Raw genomic sequence first — 26,353 nt, forward strand, 5'->3', positions numbered from 1 at the left:
GCTTTATAGTTAGAAAGCCCCTTGCTTTAAAGCAGTTTCACATTTCAGACGCTCAAAATTAGGGCAGAAATTAAAATTTCTTCTTGCTCACATCTTCTAAAATATCTTGGGAAATCCCGTCAATTTTAGTGCTGACTGCTAAAGAATGATTAGCGATAGTCAAATTATCTTGGACATCTTGTTGCAAGGCGTTAATGGAGTTGTGGATGTTTTCTACGCCCTTATTTTGCATTTTAATAGACTCAGCGTTATCGGCAATGCTTTGAACGAGAATATTAATATTGGCTTCAATTTCGCTGAGCGATTTTTGCGTCCTTTCAGCGAGTTTTCTCACTTCATCAGCCACCACCGCAAAGCCTCTGCCATGCTCGCCAGCCCTTGCGGCTTCAATAGCAGCGTTTAGGGCTAATAAATTCGTTTGATCAGCGATGTCTCTAATCATATCCACCACGCTTTTAATGTCTTCGCCTTGAGAGATCATCTCTTGGCTTTTAGAATCAATGGTTGTAATAATGTTAGTGATTTCTTCTAAGGATTGAGTGGTGTTTTTCAGGCTTCTTTCTTGTTTATGGGCGGTTTTGGTTAAATTATCCACGCAAGTTTTTAAATCTTTGGATTCATGATTGAGCGCGTTTGCAAACCCTAAAGAAGCTTTAAGCATGCTAGAAATTTCTTGCCCTAAAGTGTTGAGCGCTTTTTCCATGTTGGCTTTAGGATTTTGGATGTGGTGGGTGAAATCCAGGTTTTTATAATGCTCTAGGGCGTTATTTAGGGCTTCAATATTGGCGCCAATTTGGTTACGAAAATACTGGATAATGCTATTAATCGTATTCCTTAGGGCTTGCAAATCTTTATTTTTAGGCACGCATGCGATTTCTTGCGTGAAATCTCCGTTTTCCACATGGTTTGTCACTTCAATGCTGTTTTGAATGGCTTTATTATCGGCTTGAATGCTTTCTTGGGTTTTAAGAATGTTTTCATTAATAGAAGCTTGCATTTGCCCGATTTCATCATAGGTGCTTGGGGGCGTTAGGCTTATGGCATGGTTATTTTTGGGGTTATTAAGCAAGTTGAAAAAATCATTTAGGGTGTTATTGACCCTACTGATGCGTTTGGTTATGAGATTAGAAATGATGATAAAGACTAAAAAGGCTAACACCAGCACGCCTAAAATCAAAGTGGTGATAATAATGTATTTGGTGTTTGCCGCTTCTTTAAAGACTAAAGATTTATTGACATATTTCCCAATTGCCCAACGCCAATGATTGCCGTTATTCCCTTTTTCTTCAAAAAAATCAAAGGGCTGTATGGCTAAAAAGGTTTCTGTATTCCCGCTTAATGAATGGTAGCTCAAAGTGCCCGCTTCGTTTTGATTGTAATACTCCACACCTTTAGCGACTCGTTTATCCGGATTGATAGCGCTTAAAATCTTATCTTGGATCTCACGATTAGGGCTGATCAAAAGCCTGCCATCTTTCCCCATTAAAAAGGTGTTGCTCTTTTTTTTGCCTACCACATCGGTATAAAAAGCGTCAATGTTTAAAAAGAAATTCAGCGCGCCTATAATCTTTTGATTCTTATCCGTTAGGGGGAGGGTAATATCCATGCCATAGATTTTATTGCCATTAACCTCTTTATAATAGGGATCTGAACGGGTTATATCTTTGAGCGAATGGATTTGATTTGTCATGCTTTCATTGAGCACGGTATTAGGGTAAGCGATTTTTGAATCCATGTTCATGGCAGTGATGGCTCGTTCATTATTATTCGTATAAATCGCACTAATCAACAACACATGAGGGTTTGCCAGCAAAAACTCAGAGAGCATGCGCCTTTTTAGGGTGTCGTTGATAGCGCTATTTTCATCGCTTAAAAATTTTTCAAGGGTATTAGCGCCAATAAAAATGCGCTTCATGATGCTTTGAATTTTAAAACTGACTAACTGAGCTTTTTTTTGCAACAATTCTGTAGCTTGGCTTTGCAACACGCTTTCAACCTTGTAGCTGATGATAGCGCCCATAACAGCGCTAATTATAATAACAACCGCGCACACCATCATGACGATTTTAGAACCAATTCTTGTAGATTTCATTCCTTTTGCCCTTTTAAAACGATCGATAGAGAACGATTATTATACATTATTATTTTGAAGTTTTAATAAAACAAGAGAGAACAAAAAAGCAGAAAATAAAAGAGAGCCAAAGCCCTCCAAAGCTCCCCCAAAGGAGAGATAAAAAATTACCTTTTAGAGAATTGCGGGCTTCTTCTGGCCTTTCTTTTGCCGTATTTTTTGCGTTCAACCACCCTTGAATCCCTAGTGAGCAAGCCTTTAGGTTTTAAAATGGCTCTAAAAGCAATATCATAAGCGTTCAAAGCTTTAGAAATGCCATGCCTTAAGGCTTCCGCTTGCGCTGAGTAGCCCCCACCAAAAACCACCGCCTTAATATCCACAGACTGCTCTTGTTTGGTTAAAAGTAAGGGCTGCATGACTTTCATTTTAATGGCTTCATGCCCACCTAACCATTGATTCAGGCTCTGCTCATTGATACTCAATTCGCCTTTACCCGGAGTGAGCCACACTTTAGCGATAGCGGTTTTTCTTTTACCGGTAGCATAGATTTTTCTCATTTAGCGTCCTTTTTGCTAGTTTGTGCGGTGTGAGGGTGCTTATCATCACGATAAACTTTGAGTTTTTTGATCATCGCTTTCCCTAATTTCGTTTTAGGGAGCATGCCCCTAACGGCTAAGTGGTAGAGCTTTTCGGGGGTTTTTTCTAGCATTTCTTGGAGAGTCTTGCTCTTAGTGCTGCCAAAATAGCCTGAATGGGTAAAATACTCTTTATTCTCTAATTTCATGCCTGAAAATTTAACCTTATTAGCGTTGATAACCACCACAAAATCCCCGCAATCCACATTAGGGGTGTAAAAAGGGCGGTGTTTGCCTCTTAAAAGCACAGCGATTTCAGTGATCAAGCGGCCAAAAACTTTGTCTTTAGCGTCTAAAACGACCCAATCACGAACGATGTCATTGACTTTAGCGGTCTTTGTCATAAGAATCCTTTGATAAAATTAAAGCGACTATTATAAGGAAATAAGCTTAAATTTTACTGAATTTAAGGAAAGTTTAAAGATAAATAATAAAGAGCTTGATCTTAATCAAGCGGTAGTTTCTTGTGGTGCAATCTTAAGGGGGAGGGTGGTTTCAAAACACCTCTTATCCCCTTAAAAAAACGAGTTTTACCATAGAACAGAGCTTTAGAAAACAAATGTGTTAAAAATATTGGAATTGAGAAAAGCCTTTATTTTTGCTCCTGATTGAGCCTTTCTTCTATCTTTTTGATTTGTTGGCTCATACGAGCACTCGCGTTGATTTGATTGATGAGCATGTAAAGGTTTATCATCATCAAAAGCACCACCACAAGCCCTAAAAAAAACACGATTTTAACGGCTTTTTTAGCGATTTCTTGGGCTTCTTGTTCTTTGGGCATGCGTTTTTTTAATTTTCCAATTCTTCTGGGGATAAATCTTTATAAAAGCGTTCTAATTCAAAGCTTTCGTCCAAATACGCAGCGATTTCTTGGGAATCCACAAGGGCGTTTTGCAAGCAACTCGTTGCGCCTGGAGAGGGGGTCATGTTGAAAGTGATGCCTTTATGGGTGCAAATCTTTTTTTCGCCTAATTCTAGTTTTCGCTTGGTTCTGTCTAAAACTTGCGGGCGCACTTCGCCAAAACCATGAGCGTATTCTAAATCTTCTAGGCTAAGAGAGGGGATGATTTTTTGAGCGTCTTTTAAAAATTTCCTTTTACCGATAATAGGCAATTCAAAAACCATGTTTTTAAACACATAATTACGGATTTCTTTATCGCTCATCAAATCAAACGCAATTTTAAACACATCTTTATTCAAATCCATTTTCAACAATTCCAAGCTAATGCCCTTAAGCCAGCATTTATTGCGTTCTAATTTGGGCATCGTTAAAGCGGTAGGCCCGATTCGTGTTTTTCCTTTAATGACGGCATCAGGGTCGCCATGCACGGCTGCAAAAGGGAGCTTGGGGTTTTGAACGGTATAAACCTTACCCCTTAATAAATCCGGCACAAAATAAAAGCTACCCGCCACAGGCAAGCACCCTAAATCTAAGCCATAGCCCATGCTCTGAGCCAAAGGCAAAGCGTAAGAGCCGGCATTGACCAGCACGAATTTAGCATACACTTCTTCAGCGTCTTCTGAAATGATTGCGTAAGTGTCGTTGCGTTTTTCAATCTTTCTCACTTTGAAATTCAAAAACACCTGGTTGTTAGGCTTTAATTTTAGGGCTTCTTCAACGAAGTTTTCACTCAACTTTGCAAAATTCATGGTGCTCCAATCTTTTTGATAACCATGCCCGATAATGTTTTCATGCCTGTCTATTCCATTAGCCCCTAAAATCACATTAGGCTCTAATTCTTTAATCTTTTGTTTGTCAAATTCTTCTAACCCCACAAAGATTTCTTTAAAGGATTCGTAGCGTTTTTTCATGAACTCGCATTCTTCATCGCCCACGCCTATAGCCATTTTCTGGGTTTCAAAAATCACTTCATTTTGCAAGCCTTTATTGAGCGCGTATTGCCTGGTTTTGTAAGCGCTCAAACGCACTTTTTTAGCTTTTTCGGGAGTGTAATTCGTTTCAATAGAGCCATCATGAATGGTTTGCGAATTAGCCTTAGCACTAGAGCTGATTTGAGCTAATTTAGAGCATTTTTCCACGATAGCCACGCGCTTTAAGGAGCTGTATTCGCTCAAAGTATAAAAGGTCGCACACCCTGAAACCCCACCTCCAATAATAACAGCATCAAATTCCCTACTCATTGTCTTTCTCCAAATGTTTTAAATTGATAAATCGTAATCATAGTATAAGAAAATCAATTCGCATTCAAAGGGCTTGAAGTTTTATTGACAAAATCTTTCAAATCGCTCATTCCAAGCACCCTGTCAATCAATAATTTCTTTTTAGAAAACGCCCCATTATGTTCTTCAGCTAACCATAATGAAGTGATCACCACGCCTCCTATTTTATGGCTCAAGGTTTTAAAATGCTTTTGGGTTTGCACCGACCAAATGCTGTGAGCGACTATCGCTTGATGGTTGTATGCACCTAAATAGAGCATGATATGCCCTTTTAAATAGATGAGCGTTCCAAAAGGAGTGGCGTTTTTAAGGATGTAGTTTTCTTTTTCTTTGGCTTTCATAGGGCTTAAATCCACATAATTGTTCGCATAACGGCTTTGCGCATAGGAATTTCTGGGGAGCAAAATACCAAAATTAGCAAAACTATCCCTAGTGAAAGCCGAGCAATCCCTATTACCCAATAGCCCACCCCAGCCGTATTTTTGCCCTAGCATGGTGTCTATAAAATACGCCATGTTCTCGCTAGTAAAAGCTTTAGGGAAAACAAAAAAATCCTTTTCTTCTAAAATCACGCTTTGTAAAGTCGCATAGCCCTTAGCGTCTCTTAAAAAACCATAGGCTTTTAATCCCTTTTTTTGGGATTTTTGAGATGTTTTTTGACTTTGGGGGATGAGAGCGAACAATTCGCCCACCCTGGCACTGGTGTAAAAATCCCCATAGTCTGTATAAAGGGGGATTTTATCTTTTATAGGCATGACATAATCTTTAAGATTGGTTAAAAGCTCTATGTCTTTATCGCGCATGTAGGCTAAATCGTTTGTTTTGATCCAACCATAAACAAAACTGCTTTGAATGTGGGCGTAAGTTTTATCCGTGTTGAAATGCGTGATCAAAACCGGCGTGCCTTGAAAAATCAGCGAATTTTGATACCTGTCAAAAGGATAGCCTTTTTGAGAGAGGTAATAAGGCTTGTTAGTAGGCACAGCCCTAACATCGCTATCTCGCGCTACAACAGCCCTAATCTTAGCGCTCGGGTAACGCTCAATATCCATGCTTTTAATCAGCTCATCATTGAAAGCTTTGGCGTTGGGTTTTAGATCTTCGCCATAACCGGTGGATTTATTCATCTCCTTAAGGATCCAAAACACTTCTTTTTTATTGCTTTTGACTTTCATGTCTAGCCATGGGGAATACCACGCTTTGAGATAGCTCTTTTTTAATTTTTCTCTTAACGCTTGGGGGTCAATATTGTTACTGCCATTTTGAGAGCTTGCAAGATAGCTTGAAGCCTCTTGGGGTAAGGATAAATCTTTGAGCGTGAAATCCTTTTTCATGCAACCTACAAACAAAAACAAGAAAACTACAAGAAAGTAACGCATGCTTTAGAGAAACCTTAACATCAAATGCGCAAATAGTTTCTTAAAATGCGCCCGTATTGCGGGCTTCTCAATTTTTTAATCGCAGAGCTTTCGATTTGGCGCACCCTTTCTCTAGTAACATTCAATTCCTTGCCAATTTCTTCTAAAGTTCGATCGCTTTCATCGTCTAAAAGCCCAAAACGCATGCGGATCACCGCTTTTTCTCGCTCATTCAACTGATCCAAAACGCTTTCAATTTGCGCTTTTAAATCTTCACGCATGATGTGATCAATAGAACTAACGATATTTTTATCTTCCACGAAATCCCCAAATTTGCCATCATCATCATTGCCGACTGGGGTTTCCAAACTGATAGGCTCTTTAGTTACCTTAATCACATTCTTCACTTTATCTAACGAAAGCCCCACTTCTTCAGCCACCACTTCCAAATCAGGCTCTTTGCCGTATTCTTGAATGTGTTTGCGCATGACTTTATTGATGCGATTAATGGTGTCAATCATGTGAATGGGGATGCGGATAGTGCGGGCTTGATCGGCTATGGCTCTGCTGATAGCTTGCTTGATCCACCAGGTTGCATAGGTAGAAAACTTGAAACCCTTTTCATGCTCAAACTTATCCACCGCTTTCATCAAGCCGATATTACCCTCTTGAATCAAATCCAAGAATGGTAAGCCTCTGCTCGTGAATCGTTTAGCGATGCTCACCACCAACCTTAAATTGGATTTAGCCATTTTGTTTTTAGCGCGATCGGAAATCAATTTCCCTCTTTTGATTTGCTCTAAAATTTCTTTTAGCTTGTTAGGGTCTAAATCAAAGCCTTCTTCGCTCGCTTCTTTAGTCAAAAAAAGCTTTTTGAGATCCATATACACGCTCACCATAGTCGCTTCTGGCACTTGAGCGATAATATCTTCTTTAGTCATGTTAGTGATATTAGCAAGGATTTTTTTATGGTTAGCGATCAAAGTGTCATTGAATAAGGGCAGTTTGTATTCCAAGCGTTTCAACTCTTTTTCAAACCCATCGCCGCTTTTTAAAGTGGTTTCCATCGTTTTGACTAATTCATTAATCAGTTTGCTGGTGGGCTCTAAGTCATAGAGTCTGTCTTTGAGCGTTTGGCGTTTGTGGGTTAAGGTCAATAAACGCACCAGCTCATCTTCTTTTTCATCTGTAGGGGCTTCAAGGGCTTTGAGCCATTCTTTTTTAGCCTTATCTAGGGCTTTAAAGCTTTCTTGAACCTTTTCTACGCGCTTCTTGTCTTTTTCAGAAACGACTTTTTTCCTTTCTTCGTTTTCTTCATATTCTTCGCTGTCATCATCTTTTTTAGAATCGCTCACGCTATTTTCATCGTCATCATCAAAGCTCCTAAAAAGCTCTTTAACCCTTCTTTCACGATTGATTAAAGCGTCTTTATACGCATAGATAAAATCAATCAAATACGGCACCGAGCAAATTGCGTCTAAAATAATGTCTTCGCCCAAGCGGATTTGCTTGCTCAATTCAATCTCTTCATCTTTGCTTAAAAGTTTTATATCCCCCATCTCGCGCAAATACATGCGCACCGGGCTATCGCTTCTGCTCCACTCTAAAAGATCCTTTTCTTTCAAAAAGTCATAGCCATCTTCTAATTCTTCATCTAAAACTTTTTGCTTTTCTTCAGTGTTTTTAATCTTGTCAATCGCATTGAGTTTTTTAGCGTATTCTGAAGAGCTGACTAATTTCTTTTGGTATTTTTGGCACAATTCTTTGATTTTTTTGACTTGGGTTAGAGTGGGGATTTTCGTGCTGATTTGGATGATAGACTCATAAGAAACGCAATCGCTTAAGGAATTAGCGAACAATTCTTCTAACGCTTCATTAAAACTAAGCTTTTTAACAGGAACAGGTTCTTTGGCTTCGCTCTCTTTAGCCTTATTATTATCTTTAGCTCTGCTTTCTTTAACCTTACTCTCTTTAACTTTTTCCTTAGTTTTATTTTCTTGTGTGGCTTCTGTTTTGGCTTTTTTTGGGGCTTTCTCTTCGTTAGCTTTCTTTTTCATTGGACACTCCATAAGATAAGAACCCATGCTTTCAATCAAAAGCCAGGTCTATAAGATAAGATACACCTAATCCTTTGTTATTCTACTAAAAAATAGCTTAAATTCTAATTATTTTACTGGAATTTGGTTTTGTTTTAATGAATATTGAAAATCATATAGAGAGTGCGACACTAATCAAGTAATAATCTCTTAAAAAATGAGTTTAAAATCAAATCTAAAAACCCCATTCTTTAAAAATAAGGTTTTAATGGTTTGGTAAAAACAAGCCCTAAAGCTTATCCACCATGCTTTTTAAGAATTTCGCTGAAGTTTGAGCGCTTTTTTCTAAAAACGCATCAAAGCTCATGCCAGCTTTCTCATCAGCGTTATCGCTAATGCTCCTTAACACACAGCATGGCACGCCAAATTTTTGGCACACAAACGCCACGCTCGCCCCCTCCATTTCCACCGCGCTCGCCTTAAACTCGCTCACTAAAAACTCTTTCCTTTCTTTGCTATGCACAAACTGATCGCCTGATGCGATGACGCCTTCTTTGAGTGCGATATGTTGCTCATTAGCGACTTTTTTAGCCAAAGCGTTTAAACTTTCGCTAGTTTCAATAAAAATCGCGCTTTCTGGGATGAACCCTAAAGGGTGGTTAAACGCGCTCAAATCCACATCATGCTGGACTAATTGAATAGCCACTAACAAATCATTGATTTTTAAGTCTTTAATCAAGCTTCCAGCCACCCCACTAAAAAGCACCTTTTGAACGCAAAACGTTAAAATCATGCTCGTTGTGGTTAAAGCGGAATGCACCTTGCCAATCTTGCTATAAGCGACAATGATTTCCTTGTTGTGATAAACGCCTTTATGGAAAACATTCCCCCCTAAAGGAATCTCTTCAAAATCCACGCCAAACAATTCTAGTATAGGGGTTATTTCTTCTCTCATCGCCCCCAAAATGCCAATTTTTTGCACCATTTTCTCCCAATCACACGAATTCTTCTAAAAACTCAATGGCTTCATCAAGCCCTTTATTACCCCCCACGCTTATGGTGGGTTTGTTGCTCAATCGCTTGTTAAGCCCCTTTAACACACTCCCACAGCCTAATTCAAAAAAGACATCCACTCGGTCATTATTGGATTTCACGCAGTCTTGATAACGCACCGGCTGAGTGAGTTGCAAGCTCAATAATTCAACGGCTTTTGCTTTGTTGTGATACGCTTCGTTAGTCGCATTGGAGATGATTTCAAAATGGAATTTATCTTTCAGGCTTTTTTCTAGCAATTCCTGGAATTTAAAAACCATAGGCTCTAAAAAAGGGCAATGGCTCGCCACGCTCATTTCTAAAAAAACCACCCTTTTAGCCCCCATTTCCTTTAAAGTCGGCTCTAGAGCTTTCAAATCGTCTTTGATCCCGGCTAAAACCACTTGCATGCCACCATTGAAATTCGCGCACCACACATTTTTGGTCCTTTGACACAAACTCAAAAGGCTTTCTTCAGAAACGCCCAAAACGACCATCATGGACGCGTCTTTATTCGCACACGCTTCTTGCATCATTTTGCCTCTTTGGTGCGTGAGTTTAAGGGCTTTTTCAAAATCTAACGCCCCACTCAAAGACACCGCGCTCACTTCGCCGAGCGAATGCCCTAAAGCAAAAACGGGTTTTAACCCCCCATCCGCTTGCCTGTTGAGCAATTGGTAAGCGGTATAGCTCACTAAATAAATGGCAGGCTGGGTGTAAGCGCTCTCTTTTAAAAGCTCATTTTCTTCAAAAAGCGTTTTTTTCATATCCACTTTAAGCGCGTTAGAAGCCCTTTCAAACAATTCTTTGGCTAGGGTGTGGCTCTCATAGAATGACTTTCCCATTCCTATACATTGCGAGCCTTGCCCTGGAAATAATAGCGCGTATCGCATGGTGTTATCCTTTAAATTTTATTAATCTATAATTTAAGATTGTAATATAAAAGCCCTTAGTTTTGTTTAGAAACCATTAAAGTTTAAGGTTTATTTTAACTTATTTTTACTATAATTCTACTTTTTAAAGGACAGGTGGGTGAGTTGGCTGAAACCACATCCCTGCTAAGGATGCGTAGCCGTCAAGGTTACCGAGGGTTCGAATCCCTCCCTGTCCGCCAGCCTTTTTGCCTTTAAAAACTTTTTATTTAGAATGTATTAACGAGACACCATAGTTTCTAAGCATTCCTTTTACGACACTCCTTTTACAGATTTTACAAATACAAATTTTAGGTTGGGTGAAGAGAGACACCCAGCCTAAACCCTATACCCGCTACGGTATTTTCAAACATTTTGAGTATAATCGTTTCTGTTTACAATCACAAAAAAAAAGAACAAGAACATGGATTACAGAGAATTAGGTAAAAAAGTTTTAGAACAAGCAGAGAGGCCTTTGAGTAAAGAAGAAATTTGGGAGAGAGCTTGTGGAATGGGATTGGATAAAGAACACAAAAAAGGAAAAAGAAAAAGCCGCTCAATCGAAGAGGATAAAAAGCAGACTATTGCTAGTCTTGGAAGTAGACTTGGTGAGCACGACATTCCTAAAGAAAAGAAGCAATTTTATGTTGCACGCAAAGAAAGAAAAGCCCATTTCTATTGGCTCAAATCTCGTGAAAGAGAATTTCCTCCACAAGAAATCTCAAATGCCAAAGAAGAAGAAGACGATGAACAGAGCGAGTGTTCAGGTGCAGCTAAAAAACAAAAAATCTCTTTTAATGAAAGGGATTTACACCCACTGCTTGTGAAATTCCTTGATGAAGATCCAAATTTCAAGCTCCTATGCAAAACTATCTACCATGAAAAGTGCCCAAAAAAAGGCGAAGCGGGCGAATATATGTGGAATTATCCTGACATCGTGGGCGTGTATTTTCCCTATGATAAAGATTCTCCCTACAATGAAGAAACTTTGAAATTTTTACACCATAACCGGTCAAAAAAACACAAGCTTTTTTCCTTTGAGCTTAAAAAAGAGCTTAATTTTTCCAAATTTTAAAAAAAGCTATTTTCAAGCGGTGAGCAATTCCAGCTGGGCTAATCAGGGGTATTTGGTGGTTTTTAAAAAGATTGAAGATAAAGTTTTTAACGAATTAAAGCGGCTCAACCAAAGCTTTGGTATAGGGGTTATCAAGCTGGAATCTGAGATTTCAAGCTCAAAAATCTTGTTGGAAGCTAGGGAAAGGGAGATTGATATACCAACACTTAACATACTTGTAGAACAAAGTTCGGAGGATTTTAAGTCTTTTATAATGTACATTAACAAGCAAATTGAAAAAGGATTTGATACGCAAATCAACACGGAGGGATATTTTGATAAAGCACTTGATGATGAAGAAATACAAAAACACATTGAAAACAAAGGCATTAAAGCAGAATAAAAAATGGAAGTGCCTTATCTTTCTTGCCCCATTTTTAAAAGCGAAGACAAGCTTTTCACTCTTTATCAAGGGGATTGCAATGAGGTTTTGCCCCAATTTGAAAATCAGTTTGATTTGATTTTTGCTGATCCGCCTTATTTCCTTTCTAATGACGGCTTGAGCATACAGAGCGGTAAAATTGTGAGCGTCAATAAAGGCGATTGGGATAAAGAAGATGGGATTAAAGATATTGATGAGTTTAATTACCGGTGGATAAACAACGCCAAAAAGGCTTTAAAAAACACAGGAAGCCTTTTAATCAGTGGGACTTACCACAATCTTTTTTCTTTGGGGCGTGTGTTACAAAAATTGGATTTTAAGATTTTAAATCTCATCACTTGGCAAAAAACCAACCCTCCTCCTAATTTTAGTTGCCGTTATTTGACGCACTCAGCTGAGCAAATCATTTGGGCGAGAAAAAGCCACAAACACAAGCATGTTTTTAATTATGAGATTTTAAAAAAGATCAATAATGATAAACAAATGCGTGATGTGTGGAGCTTCCCGGCGATCGCTCCTTGGGAAAAAGTGAATGGCAAGCACCCCACTCAAAAACCCCTCGCTTTATTAGTGCGCTTGCTTTTAATGGCGAGCGATGGGAATTCTCTCATTGGCGATCCTTTTAGCGGGAGCTCTACTACAGGCATTGCGGCTAATCTTTTGAAGAGGGAATTTATCGGCATAGAAAAAGAAAGCGGGTTTATCAAAATATCAATGAACAGAAAATTAGAATTAGACACTCGCTATGAAGAGATACAATCTAAAATCAAAGATTTAAATCTCCAATAAGCCCTTTTTAAGCCGCTTTAAGCGTTATACTTTTCGGATTTCACCTCAAAATGGGATTCTATTTTCACCCATTCCTTACAAAGGATATTTTCATGCCCAAAAAGCCAGTGTTTGGGGCCAATAATGATTTTTTCTGGATTTTTTATCAAATAAGCCGCCCACCAGCTATAAGTGCTATTAGCGATAATGCCATGCTGACAAGATTGCATGAGCAGCATATCCCAATACGCCTCTTCTTCTTTATCCCTAGTGGTCATGTCTATAAAAGGGTAGCCCAGATCAAGGCTTTGCGTGAATTTTAAGTCTTCGCAAAACACAAAAAGCTCCATGTTTGGCACGCGCTTTGCCATATACTCAAGCGCCTTTTTTTGATAGTCAATACCAAGCTGACAGCCAATCCCCACATAATCCCCCCTTCTTATATGCACGAACACGCTGTTTTTAGCGGCTAAAATCAAAGAAAGCTTGCGGTGGTATTCTTCCTCTTTTTTTTTATGATTTTCTGGGGGGGTAGAGTGAAGGTTTGCTTGATTAAAGGGGATATAGCGTCAAAATATCGTGGATCTTGGAAATAGCCAAAAAAATAAGTCAAGCGGCTTGGTTTGAGTAATTCAGGCTCGTATTCAAAAACGATTTCTTGGCTTACCCTATCAAGTCCCATGCATTTGAGCGCATCTCTTACCAGCTTGGGGAGATGTTGCATTTTAGCTATAGCGATTTCTTTCGCGCTCGCATAGGGCAAATCAATAGGGAAAAGTTCTAATTGCATTTTCCTATTGCTCCCATCAAAAGAAGTAATGTCTAATAGCACAGGCGTATTAAGGTGTTTTTGCAAACTTTTAGCAAAAGCGTATTGAAACATTTGATTCCCAAGCCCCCCGCAAATTTGCACCACCTTAAAAGCCATTCAATCCCTTTGTATTTCCAAATGAAACGCTAATTTTAGCTCATTTTAAAGCCCTTTTTCAATAAAAGCCTAAAAAGTGGGGGAATAACGCTTTTAAATCATTTGAATTTTTTATTTGAAAAAGATGCGTATGAGGGTTCTAGCAAGCGTTCCTGGTATTCTAAAAGAATCCTGTCTTCGCTATTGAGCGAGTAGGCTTCATCGTATTTGCGCTTGATGATGCCCTTTAAAATGGTGTGCTGGACTTGGTATTTATCTTCTTTAAGCATTTCATCTACTAGTGCGTAAAGCTGAATGTCTTGAATGAGTAAATCTGAAATTTTAACGCTCTCTTTATCAAATAATTCTTCATTAGTGCAATATTCATTCACTAAAATAAGCACTCGGTTATACACATCAGATGCGATTTTAGCGTTTAGGGTTCTATAAATGTAATCTTTGATTTTTTTGAGTTGCTCTTCTAAATCTTCACTGGCCTTGCTCGCTAAAGCCAGAATGCTTAAGATTTGAATGAGAGTCATCATTTTATGGCTTAAAGAACGGGTGCGCCATTTAATGAGAAAGCGCATGAAATAAGACATTTTGATAGAAGGGCTACATGGGAGGGTGTTTTTCTTGGGTTTTGGCATGCTCATTTTCTTTTAAAAAAGGATTTTGTGGTTTAATTATATAATTTAAAATTAATTCTAGGAGTAAAGAGATGAAAACATTCAAAAAAGGCGTAATCTTAGATGCTAAAAGCGTGGGGTTAAAAGCGCTAGAAGTTTTAAAAGAAGTGGCAGATTTTGATTTTTATGAGATCACTTCGCCCGATCAAATTGTTGAACGATCGATTGAAGCTGAAATAATGGTATTGAATAAAGTCATTATCACTAAAGAGGTTTTAAGCCAGTTGCCTAAACTCAAACTCATTTGCATCACCGCTACGGGCACGGATAATGTGGATATAAAAAGCGCGAAAGCTTCAGGCATAGAAGTCAAAAATGTGAGCGCTTATTCTACAGAATCCGTAGCCCAGCACACTTTAGCGTGCGCGTTGTCTTTATTGGGGAGGATCAACGATTACGATCGTTATTGCAAAAGCGGGGAGTATAGTCGAAGCGATATTTTTACGCACATTAGCGATATTAAAATGGGGCTTATTAAAGGGAGTCAATGGGGGGTTATTGGTTTAGGGACTATCGGTAAAAGAGTCGCCAAGATCGCTCAAGCTTTCGGGGCAAAGGTGGTGTATTATTCCCCTAAAGATAAAAAAGAAGAGTATGAGCGCTTGAGTTTAAAAGATCTGCTCACAACAAGCGATATTATCAGCATTCATGCCCCCTTAAATGAAAGCACGCGCGATTTAATCGCTCTAAAAGAATTGCAAAGCCTAAAAGATGGGGCGATTTTAATCAATGTGGGGCGTGGGGGCATTGTGAATGAAAAGGATCTAGCTGGAATTTTAGAAACCAAAGATTTGTATTACGCGAGCGATGTGTTTGTGAAAGAGCCTTTTGAAAAAGATCATGCGTTTTTGAACCCAAAGATCCAAAATAAACTGCTTTTAACCCCCCATATCGCATGGGCGTATAGCGACAGCTTGAAAACCTTGGTAGAAAAAACCAAAGAAAATATCCAAGATTTTTTAGCTTCTCAAAAATAAACGCAAGGGGGGTTTAATGGCTTGGCTTTTCTCCCCTTTTACCATAAAATAAAATCTAAAAAATGGAGTAAGGTTTGATTGTTTTTAACCAAAAAAACCTTCAGGCGGATTGACCCAAAGGCTTTTATTAAAGGGGATAATCACATCTTAGAAATATCAATTTTAAAGGTGTGGATTTCATCTTCTAAAAAGACTTTAACCACCACCACACCCGGGGTTTTAAGGTTTTTGGTATCCACCACCACAAACCCTCCCTTAGCCTTACTTTCAACATTAAGGGTGTTTTTCTTAAGGTAATTGATCGCTAGGATTTTTAAAGCTTGGCGGCTTTCTTGCATGACTTCTTGCTCTTCTACATCATCCATCATCATCATGCCAAAGCCTGGCCCATACATGCCCATTCCCCCATACATCATGCCGTTATAAGCTAAAAATCCCCCTTGCCCGTAATAAAACATAGGCGGGGTGATCATATTGACATTATCAATAGGGGTGGTCGGCACGGCAATATTAAAACTTTGTAAAATACCCTCAAAATCAAAACTGGATTTCATCACTTGTCTTAAGCTTAAGACCGGTAAATTCGTTTGGTTGATAGACACCGAAATGGCTTTACGGCTAAACACCACAGGATTTCCCTCTAAAACTTGCGCCGCTACATACAGCACTAAGGGGGATGCATTCAAGCCTTTCAATTTGCTTTGAGCGATTTCTAGCTGGACTTTAGATTTGGCTTGCGTGGAAGTCATCACTTGAATCCCATTATTATAAGATGTGACATGTTCAGGCGTGATTTTATAGCTCGCGCAAGCACTCATCAGTAAGGCTATCGCTACTAAAACGATTTTTCTCATCAAAATCCCTTTCATTCAAAGTTTAATCTTCGTTTAGAATTCCCTTATTATAGTGTAGTTTGACTTAAAATGGAGACTTTATTACTTAAAAAAGATTTAATGCAAGCTTTCTAGCCACAAAAGAATAGAAGATTTAATCTCATTGAGTTTTAAAACTTCTTGGTGCTTGATTCCTCTTTCAAACAAATCATCAAGACGCTGGCTGTCCGGGGTATTGTAGCTGTTTTTAAGCGTTTTTAGGGCGATTTTGTCGTTATTGTTTTTCTTTTGCTCGTTTAAGGCTAAAAGGGTGGTTCTAGGGAATTTTTCATAAGAAGCGGTGGCAGAAACAAGGGTTTTCTCATGGGTTTTCAAGCTGGCGTTTAAAGCAGTGGCGGTGTGGGGGTCAATTAGGTATTGGTGCTCTGCATAAACCTCTTGGATTGTTTTCAAACAATCTTCATCTGAGCAACTCGCGCAAGAAAAATGCTCTTGTAAAAGGGCTAATTCTTTAGGCTTTAACGCATAAAATCTCTCTTCTTCTAAAGCTTGCATCAATTCTAGCGTGCGTTCAAACCCAAAAAGGCTAAAAAGCGCCCTTTCCACATTAGAGCTTTTTAAAATATCCATAGCCGGCGAGTAGGTTTGCTTTAAAGAACGATGAGTTAAATCGTAACGCCCTGTCTCTATAAACTCCCTTAAAACATCATTGCTGTTGGTTACAACCTTGATTTTAGCAATATTCAAGCCCATTTTTTTGGCATAAAACGCCCCTAAAGCGTTCCCAAAATTACCGCTAGGTATGGCCAGGGTGATTTTTTCTTTAGAATTGATCGCCCCTTTTTTATACAATTCTAAAAAGCCCCAAATATGATAGACGATTTGAAAAGCGATGCGCCCGAAATTCACGGAATTAGCCACGCTTAATTTTAATTGGTGCGCTTTTAAAGCGTCGCTAAAACCATCGTCTTTTAAAAGGTTTTTGAGTGCGTTTTGCGCATCATCAAAGTCCCCGCTGATCCCAAAGACCTTTAAATTGCTAGCGCTTTGAGTAACCATTTGGAGTTTTTGGACTAAACTTGTGCCGTCTTTGGGGTATAAACACACCACAAAAACATTAGGCATACCCGCCAAACTTTCTAAAGTCGCAGGACCGGTATCGCCGCTTGTAGAAACGAGCATCAAATACTTTTCATTTTTCCCTACCGCCAGACCAGAAAACAAGCTCGCTAAAGGCTGTAACGCCATGTCTTTAAACGCCAAACTAGGCCCATGGTAGAGCTCTTGGACAAAAAGCCTTTCATTAAGCGCAAAAATAGGGGCTGGATTTTTAGGGTTATCAAAATTTTCATAGCGTTTTAAAGCGCTTGTCAATAAACCCTTAGGAATCTCTAAACCCAATCGCTCAAACACGCATTCTACCAATTCATTATAGCTCAGATTCAGACAATCCTGCCATTCTAATGTTTCAAAATGCTCTAAAGTGTAAAGCCCGCCTTTTGGGGCGTTGGGGTTTAATACCGCTTCAATAAAATCAATCTTTTTTTCTTTCAAAGAACGAGTGGGGACAAAAGGCATGATGATTCCTTTTTATATTATTTTATATTTGGATAATTTCAAGTCGTAGCATACCCTAAAAGAGCGAATGCAACCTTAAAATGGTTTTTTAATGAGAATGATTGATCGCCTTTTTAATCCAATTTAATTTTTGATTTATGCTTATCATACTATAATGCGGTTTAAAATTTTGCCGCAAATGGGCAAAAAATTCCATCATAGTAAGGTTGTGTTTTGTCTAAAGGTTTGAGTATCGGTAATAAAATCATATTGTGCGTGGCGTTGATTGTGATTGTGTGCGTGAGCATTTTAGGGGTGTCCTTAAACAGCAGGGTGAAAGAGATTTTAAAAGAAAGCGCTCTGCATTCTATGCAAGATAGTTTGCATTTTAAAGTTAAGGAAGTGCAAGGGGTTCTTGAAAATACTTATACGAGCATGGGTATTGTCAAAGAAATGCTCCCTAAAGACACCAAAAGAGAAATCAAAATCCAATTGTTAAAAAACTTCATTTTAGCCAATTCGCATGTCGCTGGGGTGAGCATGTTTTTCAAAGACAGAGAGGATTTAAGGCTCATGCTTTTAAGGGATAACGATGCGATTAAGTTGATGGAAAATCCGTCATTAGGGAATAACCCTTTAGCGCAAAAAGCGATGAAAAATAAAGAAATTTCTAAAAGCTTGCCTTATTATAGGAAAATGCCTAATGGGGCGGAAGTTTATGGGGTTGATGTTCTTTTACCTTTATTGAATGAAAACACTCAAGAGGTTGTAGGGGCTTTGATAGTTTTTATTTCCATTGACGGCTTCAGTAATGAAATCACTAAAAACAGGAGCGATTTGTTTTTAATTGGCGTTAAAGGTAAAGTGCTTTTGAGCGCGAATAAGAGTTTGCAAGACAAATCTATTACAGAAATTTATAAGAGCGTGCCTAAAGCCACTAATGAAGTGATGGCGATTTTAGAAAACGGCTCTAAAGCGACTTTAGAATACCTGGATCCCTTTAGCCATAAGGAAAATTTTTTAGCCGTTGAAACCTTTAAAATGCTAGGCAAAACAGAAAGTAAAGACAATCTTAATTGGATGATCGCTTTAATCATTGAAAAAGACAAAGTCTATGAGCAAGTAGGCTCGGTGCGTTTTGTGGTGATTATAGCGAGCGCTATCATGGTGTTAGCCTTAATCGTAGCGATCACTCTCTTAATGCGAGCGATTGTGAGCAATCGTTTGGAAGTCGTTTCTAGCACCTTGTCTCATTTCTTTAAATTATTGAACAATCAAGCCCATTCTAGCGATATTAAATTGGTTGAAGCGCAATCTAATGACGAATTAGGGCGCATGCAAACAGCGATCAATAAAAATATCTTGCAAACCCAAAAAATCATGCAAGAAGACAAGCAAGCCGTCCAAGACACTATTAAAGTGGTTTCAGATGTGAAAGCAGGGAATTTTGCGGTGCGCATCACGGCTGAACCCGCAAGCCCTGATTTGAAAGAATTGAAAGACGCGCTAAACGGGATCATGGATTATTTGCAAGAAAGCGTAGGGACTCACATGCCAAGCATTTTCAAAATCTTTGAAAGCTATTCTGGTTTGGATTTTAGAGGTCGGATCCAAAACGCTTCGGGTAGGGTGGAATTGGTCACTAACGCTTTAGGGCAAGAAATCCAAAAAATGCTAGAGACTTCGTCTAATTTTGCCAAAGATTTAGCGAACGATAGTGCGAATTTAAAAGAATGCGTGCAAAATTTAGAGAAGGCTTCAAACTCCCAACACAAAAGCTTGATGGAAACTTCTAAAACGATAGAAAATATCACCACTTCCATTCAAGGCGTGAGCTCTCAAAGTGAATCCATGATTGAACAAGGGCAAGACATTAAAAGCATTGTAGAAATCATTAGAGACATTGCCGATCAAACGAATCTATTAGCCCTAAACGCCGCTATTGAAGCCGCAAGAGCTGGCGAGCATGGCAGAGGTTTTGCGGTGGTGGCTGATGAAGTGAGAAAGCTCGCTGAAAGGACGCAAAAATCGCTCAGCGAAATTGAAGCCAATATTAATATTTTAGTTCAAAGCATTTCAGACACGAGCGAAAGCATTAAAAACCAGGTTAAAGAAGTAGAAGAAATCAACGCTTCTATTGAAGCCTTAAGATCAGTTACTGAGGGCAATCTAAAAATCGCTAGCGATTCTTTAGAGATCAGTCAAGAAATTGACAAAGTCTCTAACGACATTTTAGAAGATGTGAATAAAAAGCAGTTTTAATGCTCATTCATATTTGCTGCTCAGTGGATAACCTTTATTTTTTAAAAAAGGCTAAAGAGGCTTTTGTGGGTGAAAAAATTATAGGGTTTTTTTATAACCCCAATATCCACCCTTATAGCGAATATTTGTTGCGTTTAGAAGATGTGAAACGCACTTGCGAGATGCTAGAAATTGAATTGCTTGAAGGCGATTATGAATTAGAAAAATTTTTAGATAAGGCTAAGGGTAAGGAATTGTTAGGGGAAAAAAGCGAGCGCTGTTTTGAGTGTTTTGATTTACGATTAGAAGCGAGCGCGTTAAAAGCCTTTGAATTAGGGGAAGAAAAATTCACCACCACCTTACTCACAAGCCCTAAAAAAGACCCTAACCAGCTCATCACTAAGGGACAACACATCGCGCAAAGGCACAATTTGGAATTTGTGGTGTTCAGAAACGATAATTTTGAACATTTTAAGAGCGAGTTGGATTTAAACTTGCAAGCTTTGGCGAGAGAAAATGAGCTTTACAGGCAAAATTATTGCGGTTGCCAATTCGCTTTAAAAATCCAAAAAGAATCCCAAAACAGAAGCCCCTTTGAGCTTTACTCGCCTTTAAAACGCCAGATTTTACCCGCAAGCGTTGAAGAAAGAACGCAAGTTTTTAGAGCATTAGAAGCGGCTAAAAAGAATGGCAATAAGCCTTTTTTAGCCCAAAAAACGATCGCAACTTACCGCTTATTAAACGGGGGCGTGTGGCTTTCTAAAAATTCAAACCCTTTGAATTGTTGCATTCTGGCGCGTTCTAAAAATAAGGCTAGAGTTAGGATCAACGATTTAAGGTGGGTTTTTTCTCAGCGTTTAAGCGTGCTAGTAGGTTATAGCCAAAGAGATGAAACCTTGTTTTTAACTTTAGAAGGTCTTAATACTCTTATGGCAAAAAACTACGATAATTTAAAAGAGTTAAACCTTAACCCCTTAAATTATGAAGAAGAGTTGTCTTTAAGGGCGTTAGTGAGCGGGAGCGAGAGCATTAACCCCATTATCGTGCTAGAAGAACGCATAGAAAAAACCCTTTTTGTAGAAATTAAAAGCATTTTTCAAGAAGAAAAAGTGTTTTATTTGCTATAAGCTAAATTTTAATGGAGCGATAGATTCTTGTAATGAAAATTAAAAATGATTAAAGTTGGCTTATCCATACTTGATGGGGATAAAATCTCAATAGATTGTATTTTAAAATATAGCGTTGTGTGTGAGTGGGGGTTATAGTAAAAATACATAAGTGATTTAAAGTTAATTTAAGATAATTAGGCACAATAGCCACAAAAAGTTTAAGGCTGTATTTGAAAACTCTATTTAGTATTTATCTCTTTTTATCGTTGAAACCACTCTTTTTAGAAGCCAAAGAAATCACTTGGTCTCAATTCTTAGAAAATTTTAAAAACAAGAATGAAGACGACAAGCCCCTAACCATTGATAAAAACCATGAAAAACAGCAAATCCTAGACAAAAACCAGCAAATCTTAAAAAGGGCTTTAGAAAAAAGCCTTAAGTTTTTCTTTATTTTTGGATACAACTATTCGCAAGCCGCTTATTCAACCACTAATCAAAACTTGACTCTTATGGCTAATAGCATAGGGTTTAACACCGCTACAGGTTTGGAGCATTTTTTAAGAAACCACCCTAAAGTCGGTTTTAGAATCTTTAGCGTCTATAACTATTCCCATTCCGTTTCGCTCTCCCAGCCTCAAATCCTAATGGTGCAAAATTACGGGGGTGCGTTAGATTTTTCTTGGATTTTTGTGGATAAAAAAACCTATCGTTTTAGGAGTTATTTGGGGATCGCTTTAGAGCAAGGGGTGTTATTAGTGGATACGATTAAATCCGGCGCTATCACGACAATCATCCCAAGAACCAAGAAAACCTTTTTTCAAGCCCCTTTTCGTTTTGGTTTTATCGTGGATTTTATCGGCTATTTGTCTTTGCAGTTAGGGATTGAAACGCCTTTAGTGAGGAATGTTTTTTACACCTACAACAACCATCAAGAAAGATTCAAACCACGATTTAACGCTAACCTTTCTTTAATCGTTTCGTTTTAGTCCCCCTTTAAGATCCCCTTTTAAATAGGCCCATTATTTTCCTAGGGTATTTTAAAAGCATGGAAAAAACATTCGCTTGAATGCCGTTTTCTTGGCATGCTCGTATGTTTTCTTTATTCCTTAATAAAAGGCTTTTAAACCCACTCGCGCTAACCCCACCGGTGCGCATGATGACTAACACTTCTTTCAAATAAGAAAAGCTTATTTTTTGCACCACAAACAAGCGGATAATCATCTCAAAATCCGCTGAAATCTTATAATCGGTTTTGTATAAGCCATAGCGTTCATAAATGGCTTTTTTAACAAAAAGCGTGGGGTGCGCTGGCACCACACCATAAAGTAAAGTTTTAGGGCTAAACTCCCCGCTTTCATAATAACGGACCACTTTTTCTAAACAATCAGGTTTGACAAAAACCAGATCCGCATACACGCTATCGCAGCGTTTGTTTTCAAATTCATGCACCACTTTTTCTACCACAAACTCATCTTTGTAAAAATCATCGCTATTCAATAAAGCGATAATATCCCCACTAGAACGCTTTATGCCTTTGTTCATGGCGTCATAAATGCCCTTATCTTTTTCGCTTATCACGCAAGCGATTTTGTCTTTATACTTTTGAATGATTCCTAAAGTGTTATCCGCGCTAGCCCCGTCTATAATAATGTATTCAATGTTTTTATAAGTTTGATTGAGCACGGAAAGAATGGTGTTTTCAATGGTTTTTTCGCTATTAAAACACGCCGTGATCACAGAAACTTTTAACAATCCAACCCTTTTTGATAAACTCCCCCCAATTAAGTTTTAAACAAATTCACTTGTTTGTCTAAATTCATAGTCGTTCCACTCACATGCGTAGCGATGTTTAAAATCTCTGAAGAATCGGCTAAAGTCTTAGAAGCCACTTTTTCCACTTCTACAAAATCGCTTACCATAGCTTCAATTTGGTGTCCGGATTTGGCGTAATCGTCCATGCTTTGATTGCTGTCTGACACGACTGAGCTTAAATTGGAGCTCATTTTTTCGTAAGTTTCTTGCACGCTTTTACTCATATCGCTCAAGCGCTCCATTTTTTGCGAATTGAGATTCATTTGCGAGCTTACGGTATTGATTTCTTGGACAATCACCATGATAGTGGAATTGATTTCGGCTAAAGACTTTTGAGTGCGCCCGGCTAAATTCCTCACTTCATCAGCCACCACCGCAAAGCCTCTGCCATGCTCGCCGGCCCGTGCGGCTTCAATAGCGGCGTTTAGGGCTAAAAGATTGGTTTGATCGGCAATATCATTGATAATATCCAAAATGGATTTGACATCATCAGCGTTACGGCTGAGTTGCTCCACTTGGCTAGAGAGTTCCTCTTCAGTGTGCGCGCTCTCTGTGATTTGAGAAAATAAATCCCCGATCGCATCCTTGCTCTCTTTGACAAGCGCTTGCGTTTCAATCAAACGCTTCCTTAACCCTTGAGACTGCTCTATGGAAATATTCATCATGCTCGCTATATCAGTGGCTTTATTTTTTACGGAATTTAGGGTGGTTGATGAATCTTTCATGCTCTTTTGGGTTTCTTGCGTGATTTGGACTAATTTATCCATTGAAGTTTTATTGAGGGTGGAAATCCCTTTAATCTCTTCCATAATCAAGCGGGCATTTTCCACAAACAAATTGACCCCACGGCCCACTTGCGAGATTTCATCGTTGCGATCATCCACATCAATTTTGGCTCTCAAATCCTTATCTCCATGGCTAAAAGCGTTGATTTTAAGGACCAGTTCATCAATGCGTTTCACGATCCTTAATTTAGCGTATATGAGCGTCAAAACCACTAACGCTATTGTCGCGCTCAGTATCCAAAGGAATAATTTCGTGGTGTTTTCATTAAAAACCTTATCTACGCCTTCTGTGATCGCTTTATTTTCTGTGTTAATGTCAGTGTAATAAGAAGTCGTTGCGATCACCATTTGAGACACCTCATCATAATGCGAGTAGGCGAATTTTTTCTCCGGCACGCCTCCATCGTATTTAGGCATTTTATAATAAGTATAGCCTCCCCCTTTTTTAGCCGCTTGTAAATACCCCCTAACATAATACACCCCATCAACGCTCTGGGCGTCAAGCCCTGATTGGCCTACGGTTTTAGGATTGACCGGATCAAACAGCACCACCCCATTTTTATCCACCACCACGATATAAATCATGCCCTTATCATCGTTAATGCGTTTAAAATAATCCAACGCCATTTTTCTTGCAGTAGCATTATCAAAATTTTTGTAATACTCATGAATGCCCTGTTCAAGAAGCTTTGTCATGTAAGCGAGCGTTTTTTCACGCTTTTTGTATTGCTCGGTTTCTAAATGCTCCATGAGTTGCGCTAGCACATCTTTTTGCGTAACCTTTACAAAACCAATAAAAAGCCCCCCTAAACCTAAAAGAGCGGCTAGCACGATAAATATAATACGAGCCCCCAACGAAGAAAACATTGAAAAAAACACCATTCATCTCCTATCAATCATTTTTAAGTCAAACCCTAATTTTAGAGTTAGCTTCTAAATGCACCCCCCCCCCGAAAAATGAGTGGTGGCACAAAACAAAATTAAAAACCCGGTTGTTTGAAAACCAATGTAAACAGAGAACAAACAAGCTAAAATTATAGAACACCCTTTTTTAAGTTAGGCTTAAAAATAAACATAATAAAAATAAAAAACCTTATTTAACTTCACTTTCCTTAATGGATTTGACATTCAAAGTCCTCCCGTCTTTTGAAGTGGGGATTTTGACGCTCCCCTCTTTTAATTTTTCTCTCAATTTTTCCAACAACGGGTTTTTGAAATTATAGTTGATGATTTCCCAATTATGTTCCAGTTCAGGGGTTACCTTCCCGCCTTTTTCTTCGGTGATGTATTTGATGATTAGATCTCGTATTTGCCCATTATCTTGCAATCCATCGTAAGAATTATAATACCTATTAGCGTCTGTAACCAAATTTAATGTCTTGGATAATGTCCCGAATCGGTAATTGTTGATCGCTAATTTATAGACCGCTTTGGGATCAATGGGTTTGTTGTTGATTGTTGGATTAATGATCCTTGATCCGGCGGGTTTTGTAACATCAACTTGGTATTTCACGCCAGAAAACATATCAAAGTTATAGCCGCGAATGTTTTCATTAAAACTGATCGTCAAATCGCCTGGTTGCAACTGATTGTAAAATCGGTATGACCATTCCATGTATTTCAATAGATTTTCACCCGTTATATCCACTCCAATGAGCGTATTAGCGAACTTGTAAATATAGGCGACATCTTTTCTTTTGAAAGGCCCTTTTTTCAAATTTGCCCCAAAATTGAATAAGGCTGCCGCTGAAACATCGGCTTTTGCATAATATTTTTGCACATGGTTAATCAATTCTATTACCGGTGTTTCTTGCAATGCGGCTGTGGGCATTGTAGTGATTTTCGCTTCTCCTGTGATAAAATCAGGCCTGTCAATAAAGGTTTTTGTAACTTCGCCGACAACTTCATTAGCGTATTCTTTTGATTTTTTATCCACATATTCATATTTTTTCGCTAATTCTTCATCTTCTGGAACATCTTTTGTGGGTAAATTTTCAGTCGTTATGATTTTTTTCTTCGTTTGGGTGTCAAATACAACCACGCCCTTTGCCAGATAAGCCCCATACGCTCCAGGCTCAATGGTATGCACCCTTCCCACTTTAGTGTTATAAACCGCATGCTCATGCCCTGCAAAAATGATGTCAAATTGCGGGAATTTTTTCGCTAGATCCGGTATCCCATCGCCACCTTTCTCATCTTCTCGCCCCAAATGAAAAGCGCCAATCAAAATATCATACTTCCCTTTTAGCTCTTTCAAAGTCTTTTTTAACGATTCTTCAGCGTCCAAAAACTCCAATCCTGCAAAATGTTCAGGCGTAGAGGCCTCCCAAGTGGGGATATGCGGCACCAAATACCCCACAACCGCCACCTTCACGCCATCAATTTTTTTAATCGCATAAGGTTTTACAAACGGCTTATTGTCCGCAGTTTGGATAATATTCGCATTCACGACATCGCCATTAAACCCTTTAATATTTTTCTCTAAAAAATCTTTGCTGAAATTAAACTCGTGATTCCCAAGCATACGAATATCAAATTTCAAATCATTTTCGGTTAAAACTAGCGGGTGGATAGGCTCATCATTAAACAACTCCGCGCTATTACCCTGCAACAAATCCCCGCTGTCAATCAAAACCACATTTTTATTCTCAGCCCTCTGCTTTTTGATTAAAGTCGCAATCCTTGTCAAGCCGTTATTGGGTTTTTGTTCCCCCACCGCATAATCATACGAAAAAAGCCGCCCATGAATGTCTGAAGTTTCTAAAAACACTATTTTTACTTCTTTTGCAGATATTGAAAGTGCCAGCGTTAAAAAGATGATTAAAACCAACTTTCTCATTGAAATCCTTCCATAAAAGAGATTCATAACATTAATTTTTACATCATATTAACACGGATACGATGGTTTTTGATTGGCGTTTAACGCCTAAAACGGATAAGGGGGTAGGGGAGTAA

General features: G+C 38.7%; 21 protein-coding genes, 1 tRNA gene and 2 pseudogenes. 7 read left to right on the forward strand and 17 right to left on the reverse strand.

All coding sequences use genetic code 11. The annotated features are described in order from the left end of the window. Positions 1–70: 70 nt before the first annotated feature. From tlpC to fabD, 9 genes are all read right to left on the reverse strand, one after another. Positions 71–2,092, reverse strand: coding sequence for a methyl-accepting chemotaxis protein TlpC (gene tlpC, locus AA974_RS00265; RefSeq protein WP_064432922.1), 2,022 nt, complete (start codon positions 2,090–2,092; stop codon positions 71–73). Between the two features lie 146 nt (positions 2,093–2,238). Further along, entirely contained in the window at positions 2,239–2,628 is a 390-nt protein-coding gene (gene rpsI, locus AA974_RS00270) for a 30S ribosomal protein S9 (protein ID WP_001227269.1), read from the reverse strand. Next, positions 2,625–3,050 carry a 50S ribosomal protein L13 gene (rplM, locus tag AA974_RS00275; protein ID WP_000167680.1) on the reverse strand — a complete coding sequence of 142 codons (426 nt, stop codon included), beginning with the start codon at positions 3,048–3,050 and terminating at the stop codon, positions 2,625–2,627. Before rplM ends, rpsI begins: the two co-directional genes overlap by 4 nt. A gap of 248 nt (positions 3,051–3,298) precedes the next feature. Next, positions 3,299–3,487: a DUF5408 family protein gene (locus tag AA974_RS00280; RefSeq protein WP_064432923.1), complete on the reverse strand. Its 189-nt coding sequence runs from the start codon at positions 3,485–3,487 to the stop codon at positions 3,299–3,301. Positions 3,488–3,495: 8 nt separating this feature from the next. After that, on the reverse strand, positions 3,496–4,848 hold the full coding sequence (locus AA974_RS00285) for an FAD-dependent oxidoreductase (RefSeq protein WP_064432924.1): 1,353 nt from the start codon (positions 4,846–4,848) through the stop codon (positions 3,496–3,498). 53 nt (positions 4,849–4,901) lie between these two features. After that, positions 4,902–6,266 (reverse strand): C40 family peptidase, encoded by a 1,365-nt coding sequence (locus tag AA974_RS00290; RefSeq protein WP_064432925.1) that lies wholly within the window; start codon positions 6,264–6,266, stop codon positions 4,902–4,904. A gap of 20 nt (positions 6,267–6,286) precedes the next feature. Continuing rightward, positions 6,287–8,329, reverse strand: coding sequence for an RNA polymerase sigma factor RpoD (rpoD, locus tag AA974_RS00295; RefSeq protein WP_196207229.1), 2,043 nt, complete (start codon positions 8,327–8,329; stop codon positions 6,287–6,289). 241 nt (positions 8,330–8,570) lie between these two features. After that, positions 8,571–9,266 (reverse strand): 5'-methylthioadenosine/adenosylhomocysteine nucleosidase, encoded by a 696-nt coding sequence (locus tag AA974_RS00300; protein WP_064432927.1) that lies wholly within the window; start codon positions 9,264–9,266, stop codon positions 8,571–8,573. 10 nt (positions 9,267–9,276) lie between these two features. Beyond that, on the reverse strand, positions 9,277–10,206 hold the full coding sequence (gene fabD, locus AA974_RS00305) for an ACP S-malonyltransferase (RefSeq protein ID WP_064432928.1): 930 nt from the start codon (positions 10,204–10,206) through the stop codon (positions 9,277–9,279). A 129-nt stretch (positions 10,207–10,335) separates the two neighbouring features. Between fabD and AA974_RS00310 the strand changes: the two genes are divergently transcribed. From AA974_RS00310 to AA974_RS00320, 3 genes and pseudogenes are all read left to right on the forward strand, one after another. Then, positions 10,336–10,427, forward strand: a tRNA-Ser gene (locus AA974_RS00310). 221 nt (positions 10,428–10,648) lie between these two features. Further along, a pseudogene (locus tag AA974_RS00315) lies at positions 10,649–11,681 on the forward strand (hypothetical protein). Positions 11,682–11,684: 3 nt separating this feature from the next. Beyond that, positions 11,685–12,509: a DNA-methyltransferase gene (locus AA974_RS00320; protein ID WP_064432929.1), complete on the forward strand. Its 825-nt coding sequence runs from the start codon at positions 11,685–11,687 to the stop codon at positions 12,507–12,509. A 17-nt stretch (positions 12,510–12,526) separates the two neighbouring features. On the opposite strand, the gene futC1 is transcribed toward AA974_RS00320, so the two are convergent. The 3 genes from futC1 to AA974_RS00335 form a co-directional block, all read right to left on the reverse strand. Further along, entirely contained in the window at positions 12,527–12,967 is a 441-nt protein-coding gene (gene futC1 / locus AA974_RS00325) for an alpha-(1,2)-fucosyltransferase FutC1 (RefSeq protein WP_064432930.1), read from the reverse strand. Further along, positions 12,964–13,416 carry an O-fucosyltransferase family protein gene (locus AA974_RS00330; protein WP_064432931.1) on the reverse strand — a complete coding sequence of 151 codons (453 nt, stop codon included), beginning with the start codon at positions 13,414–13,416 and terminating at the stop codon, positions 12,964–12,966. Before AA974_RS00330 ends, futC1 begins: the two co-directional genes overlap by 4 nt. A gap of 98 nt (positions 13,417–13,514) precedes the next feature. Continuing rightward, complete coding sequence (locus AA974_RS00335) at positions 13,515–14,045, reverse strand: hypothetical protein (RefSeq protein ID WP_064432932.1); 531 nt, start codon at positions 14,043–14,045, stop codon at positions 13,515–13,517. Between the two features lie 71 nt (positions 14,046–14,116). On the opposite strand from AA974_RS00335, the gene AA974_RS00340 reads away from it, so the two are divergent. Beyond that, complete coding sequence (locus tag AA974_RS00340; RefSeq protein ID WP_064432933.1) at positions 14,117–15,061, forward strand: D-2-hydroxyacid dehydrogenase; 945 nt, start codon at positions 14,117–14,119, stop codon at positions 15,059–15,061. Between the two features lie 140 nt (positions 15,062–15,201). Here the strand turns inward: AA974_RS00340 and AA974_RS00345 are convergent, their stop codons facing one another. Continuing rightward, positions 15,202–15,915, reverse strand: a complete 714-nt coding sequence (locus tag AA974_RS00345; protein WP_064434029.1) for a hypothetical protein — start codon at positions 15,913–15,915, stop codon at positions 15,202–15,204. Between the two features lie 96 nt (positions 15,916–16,011). Next, positions 16,012–17,472, reverse strand: coding sequence for a threonine synthase (gene thrC / locus AA974_RS00350; RefSeq protein WP_064432934.1), 1,461 nt, complete (start codon positions 17,470–17,472; stop codon positions 16,012–16,014). Positions 17,473–17,685: 213 nt separating this feature from the next. Between thrC and tlpA the strand changes: the two genes are divergently transcribed. From tlpA to AA974_RS00365, 3 genes are all read left to right on the forward strand, one after another. Then, positions 17,686–19,713, forward strand: a complete 2,028-nt coding sequence (gene tlpA, locus AA974_RS00355) for a methyl-accepting chemotaxis protein TlpA (protein ID WP_064432935.1) — start codon at positions 17,686–17,688, stop codon at positions 19,711–19,713. Continuing rightward, positions 19,713–20,819 carry an epoxyqueuosine reductase QueH gene (locus tag AA974_RS00360; RefSeq protein ID WP_064432936.1) on the forward strand — a complete coding sequence of 369 codons (1,107 nt, stop codon included), beginning with the start codon at positions 19,713–19,715 and terminating at the stop codon, positions 20,817–20,819. Before tlpA ends, AA974_RS00360 begins: the two co-directional genes overlap by 1 nt. Positions 20,820–21,031: 212 nt before the next feature. Continuing rightward, positions 21,032–21,787, forward strand: coding sequence for an outer membrane beta-barrel protein (locus AA974_RS00365; protein WP_064432937.1), 756 nt, complete (start codon positions 21,032–21,034; stop codon positions 21,785–21,787). A gap of 10 nt (positions 21,788–21,797) precedes the next feature. Here the strand turns inward: AA974_RS00365 and AA974_RS00370 are convergent. From AA974_RS00370 to AA974_RS00380, 3 genes and pseudogenes are all read right to left on the reverse strand, one after another. Next, a pseudogene (locus AA974_RS00370) lies at positions 21,798–22,553 on the reverse strand (glycosyltransferase family 2 protein); the annotation flags it as partial. Positions 22,554–22,582: 29 nt separating this feature from the next. After that, complete coding sequence (gene tlpB, locus AA974_RS00375) at positions 22,583–24,280, reverse strand: methyl-accepting chemotaxis protein TlpB (protein WP_064432939.1); 1,698 nt, start codon at positions 24,278–24,280, stop codon at positions 22,583–22,585. A gap of 211 nt (positions 24,281–24,491) precedes the next feature. Next, entirely contained in the window at positions 24,492–26,237 is a 1,746-nt protein-coding gene (locus AA974_RS00380; protein ID WP_064432940.1) for a bifunctional metallophosphatase/5'-nucleotidase, read from the reverse strand. Between the last annotated feature and the right edge of the window lie 116 nt (positions 26,238–26,353).

The organism is Helicobacter pylori (genome assembly GCF_001653475.1).
Taxonomy (GTDB): domain Bacteria; phylum Campylobacterota; class Campylobacteria; order Campylobacterales; family Helicobacteraceae; genus Helicobacter; species Helicobacter pylori_CM.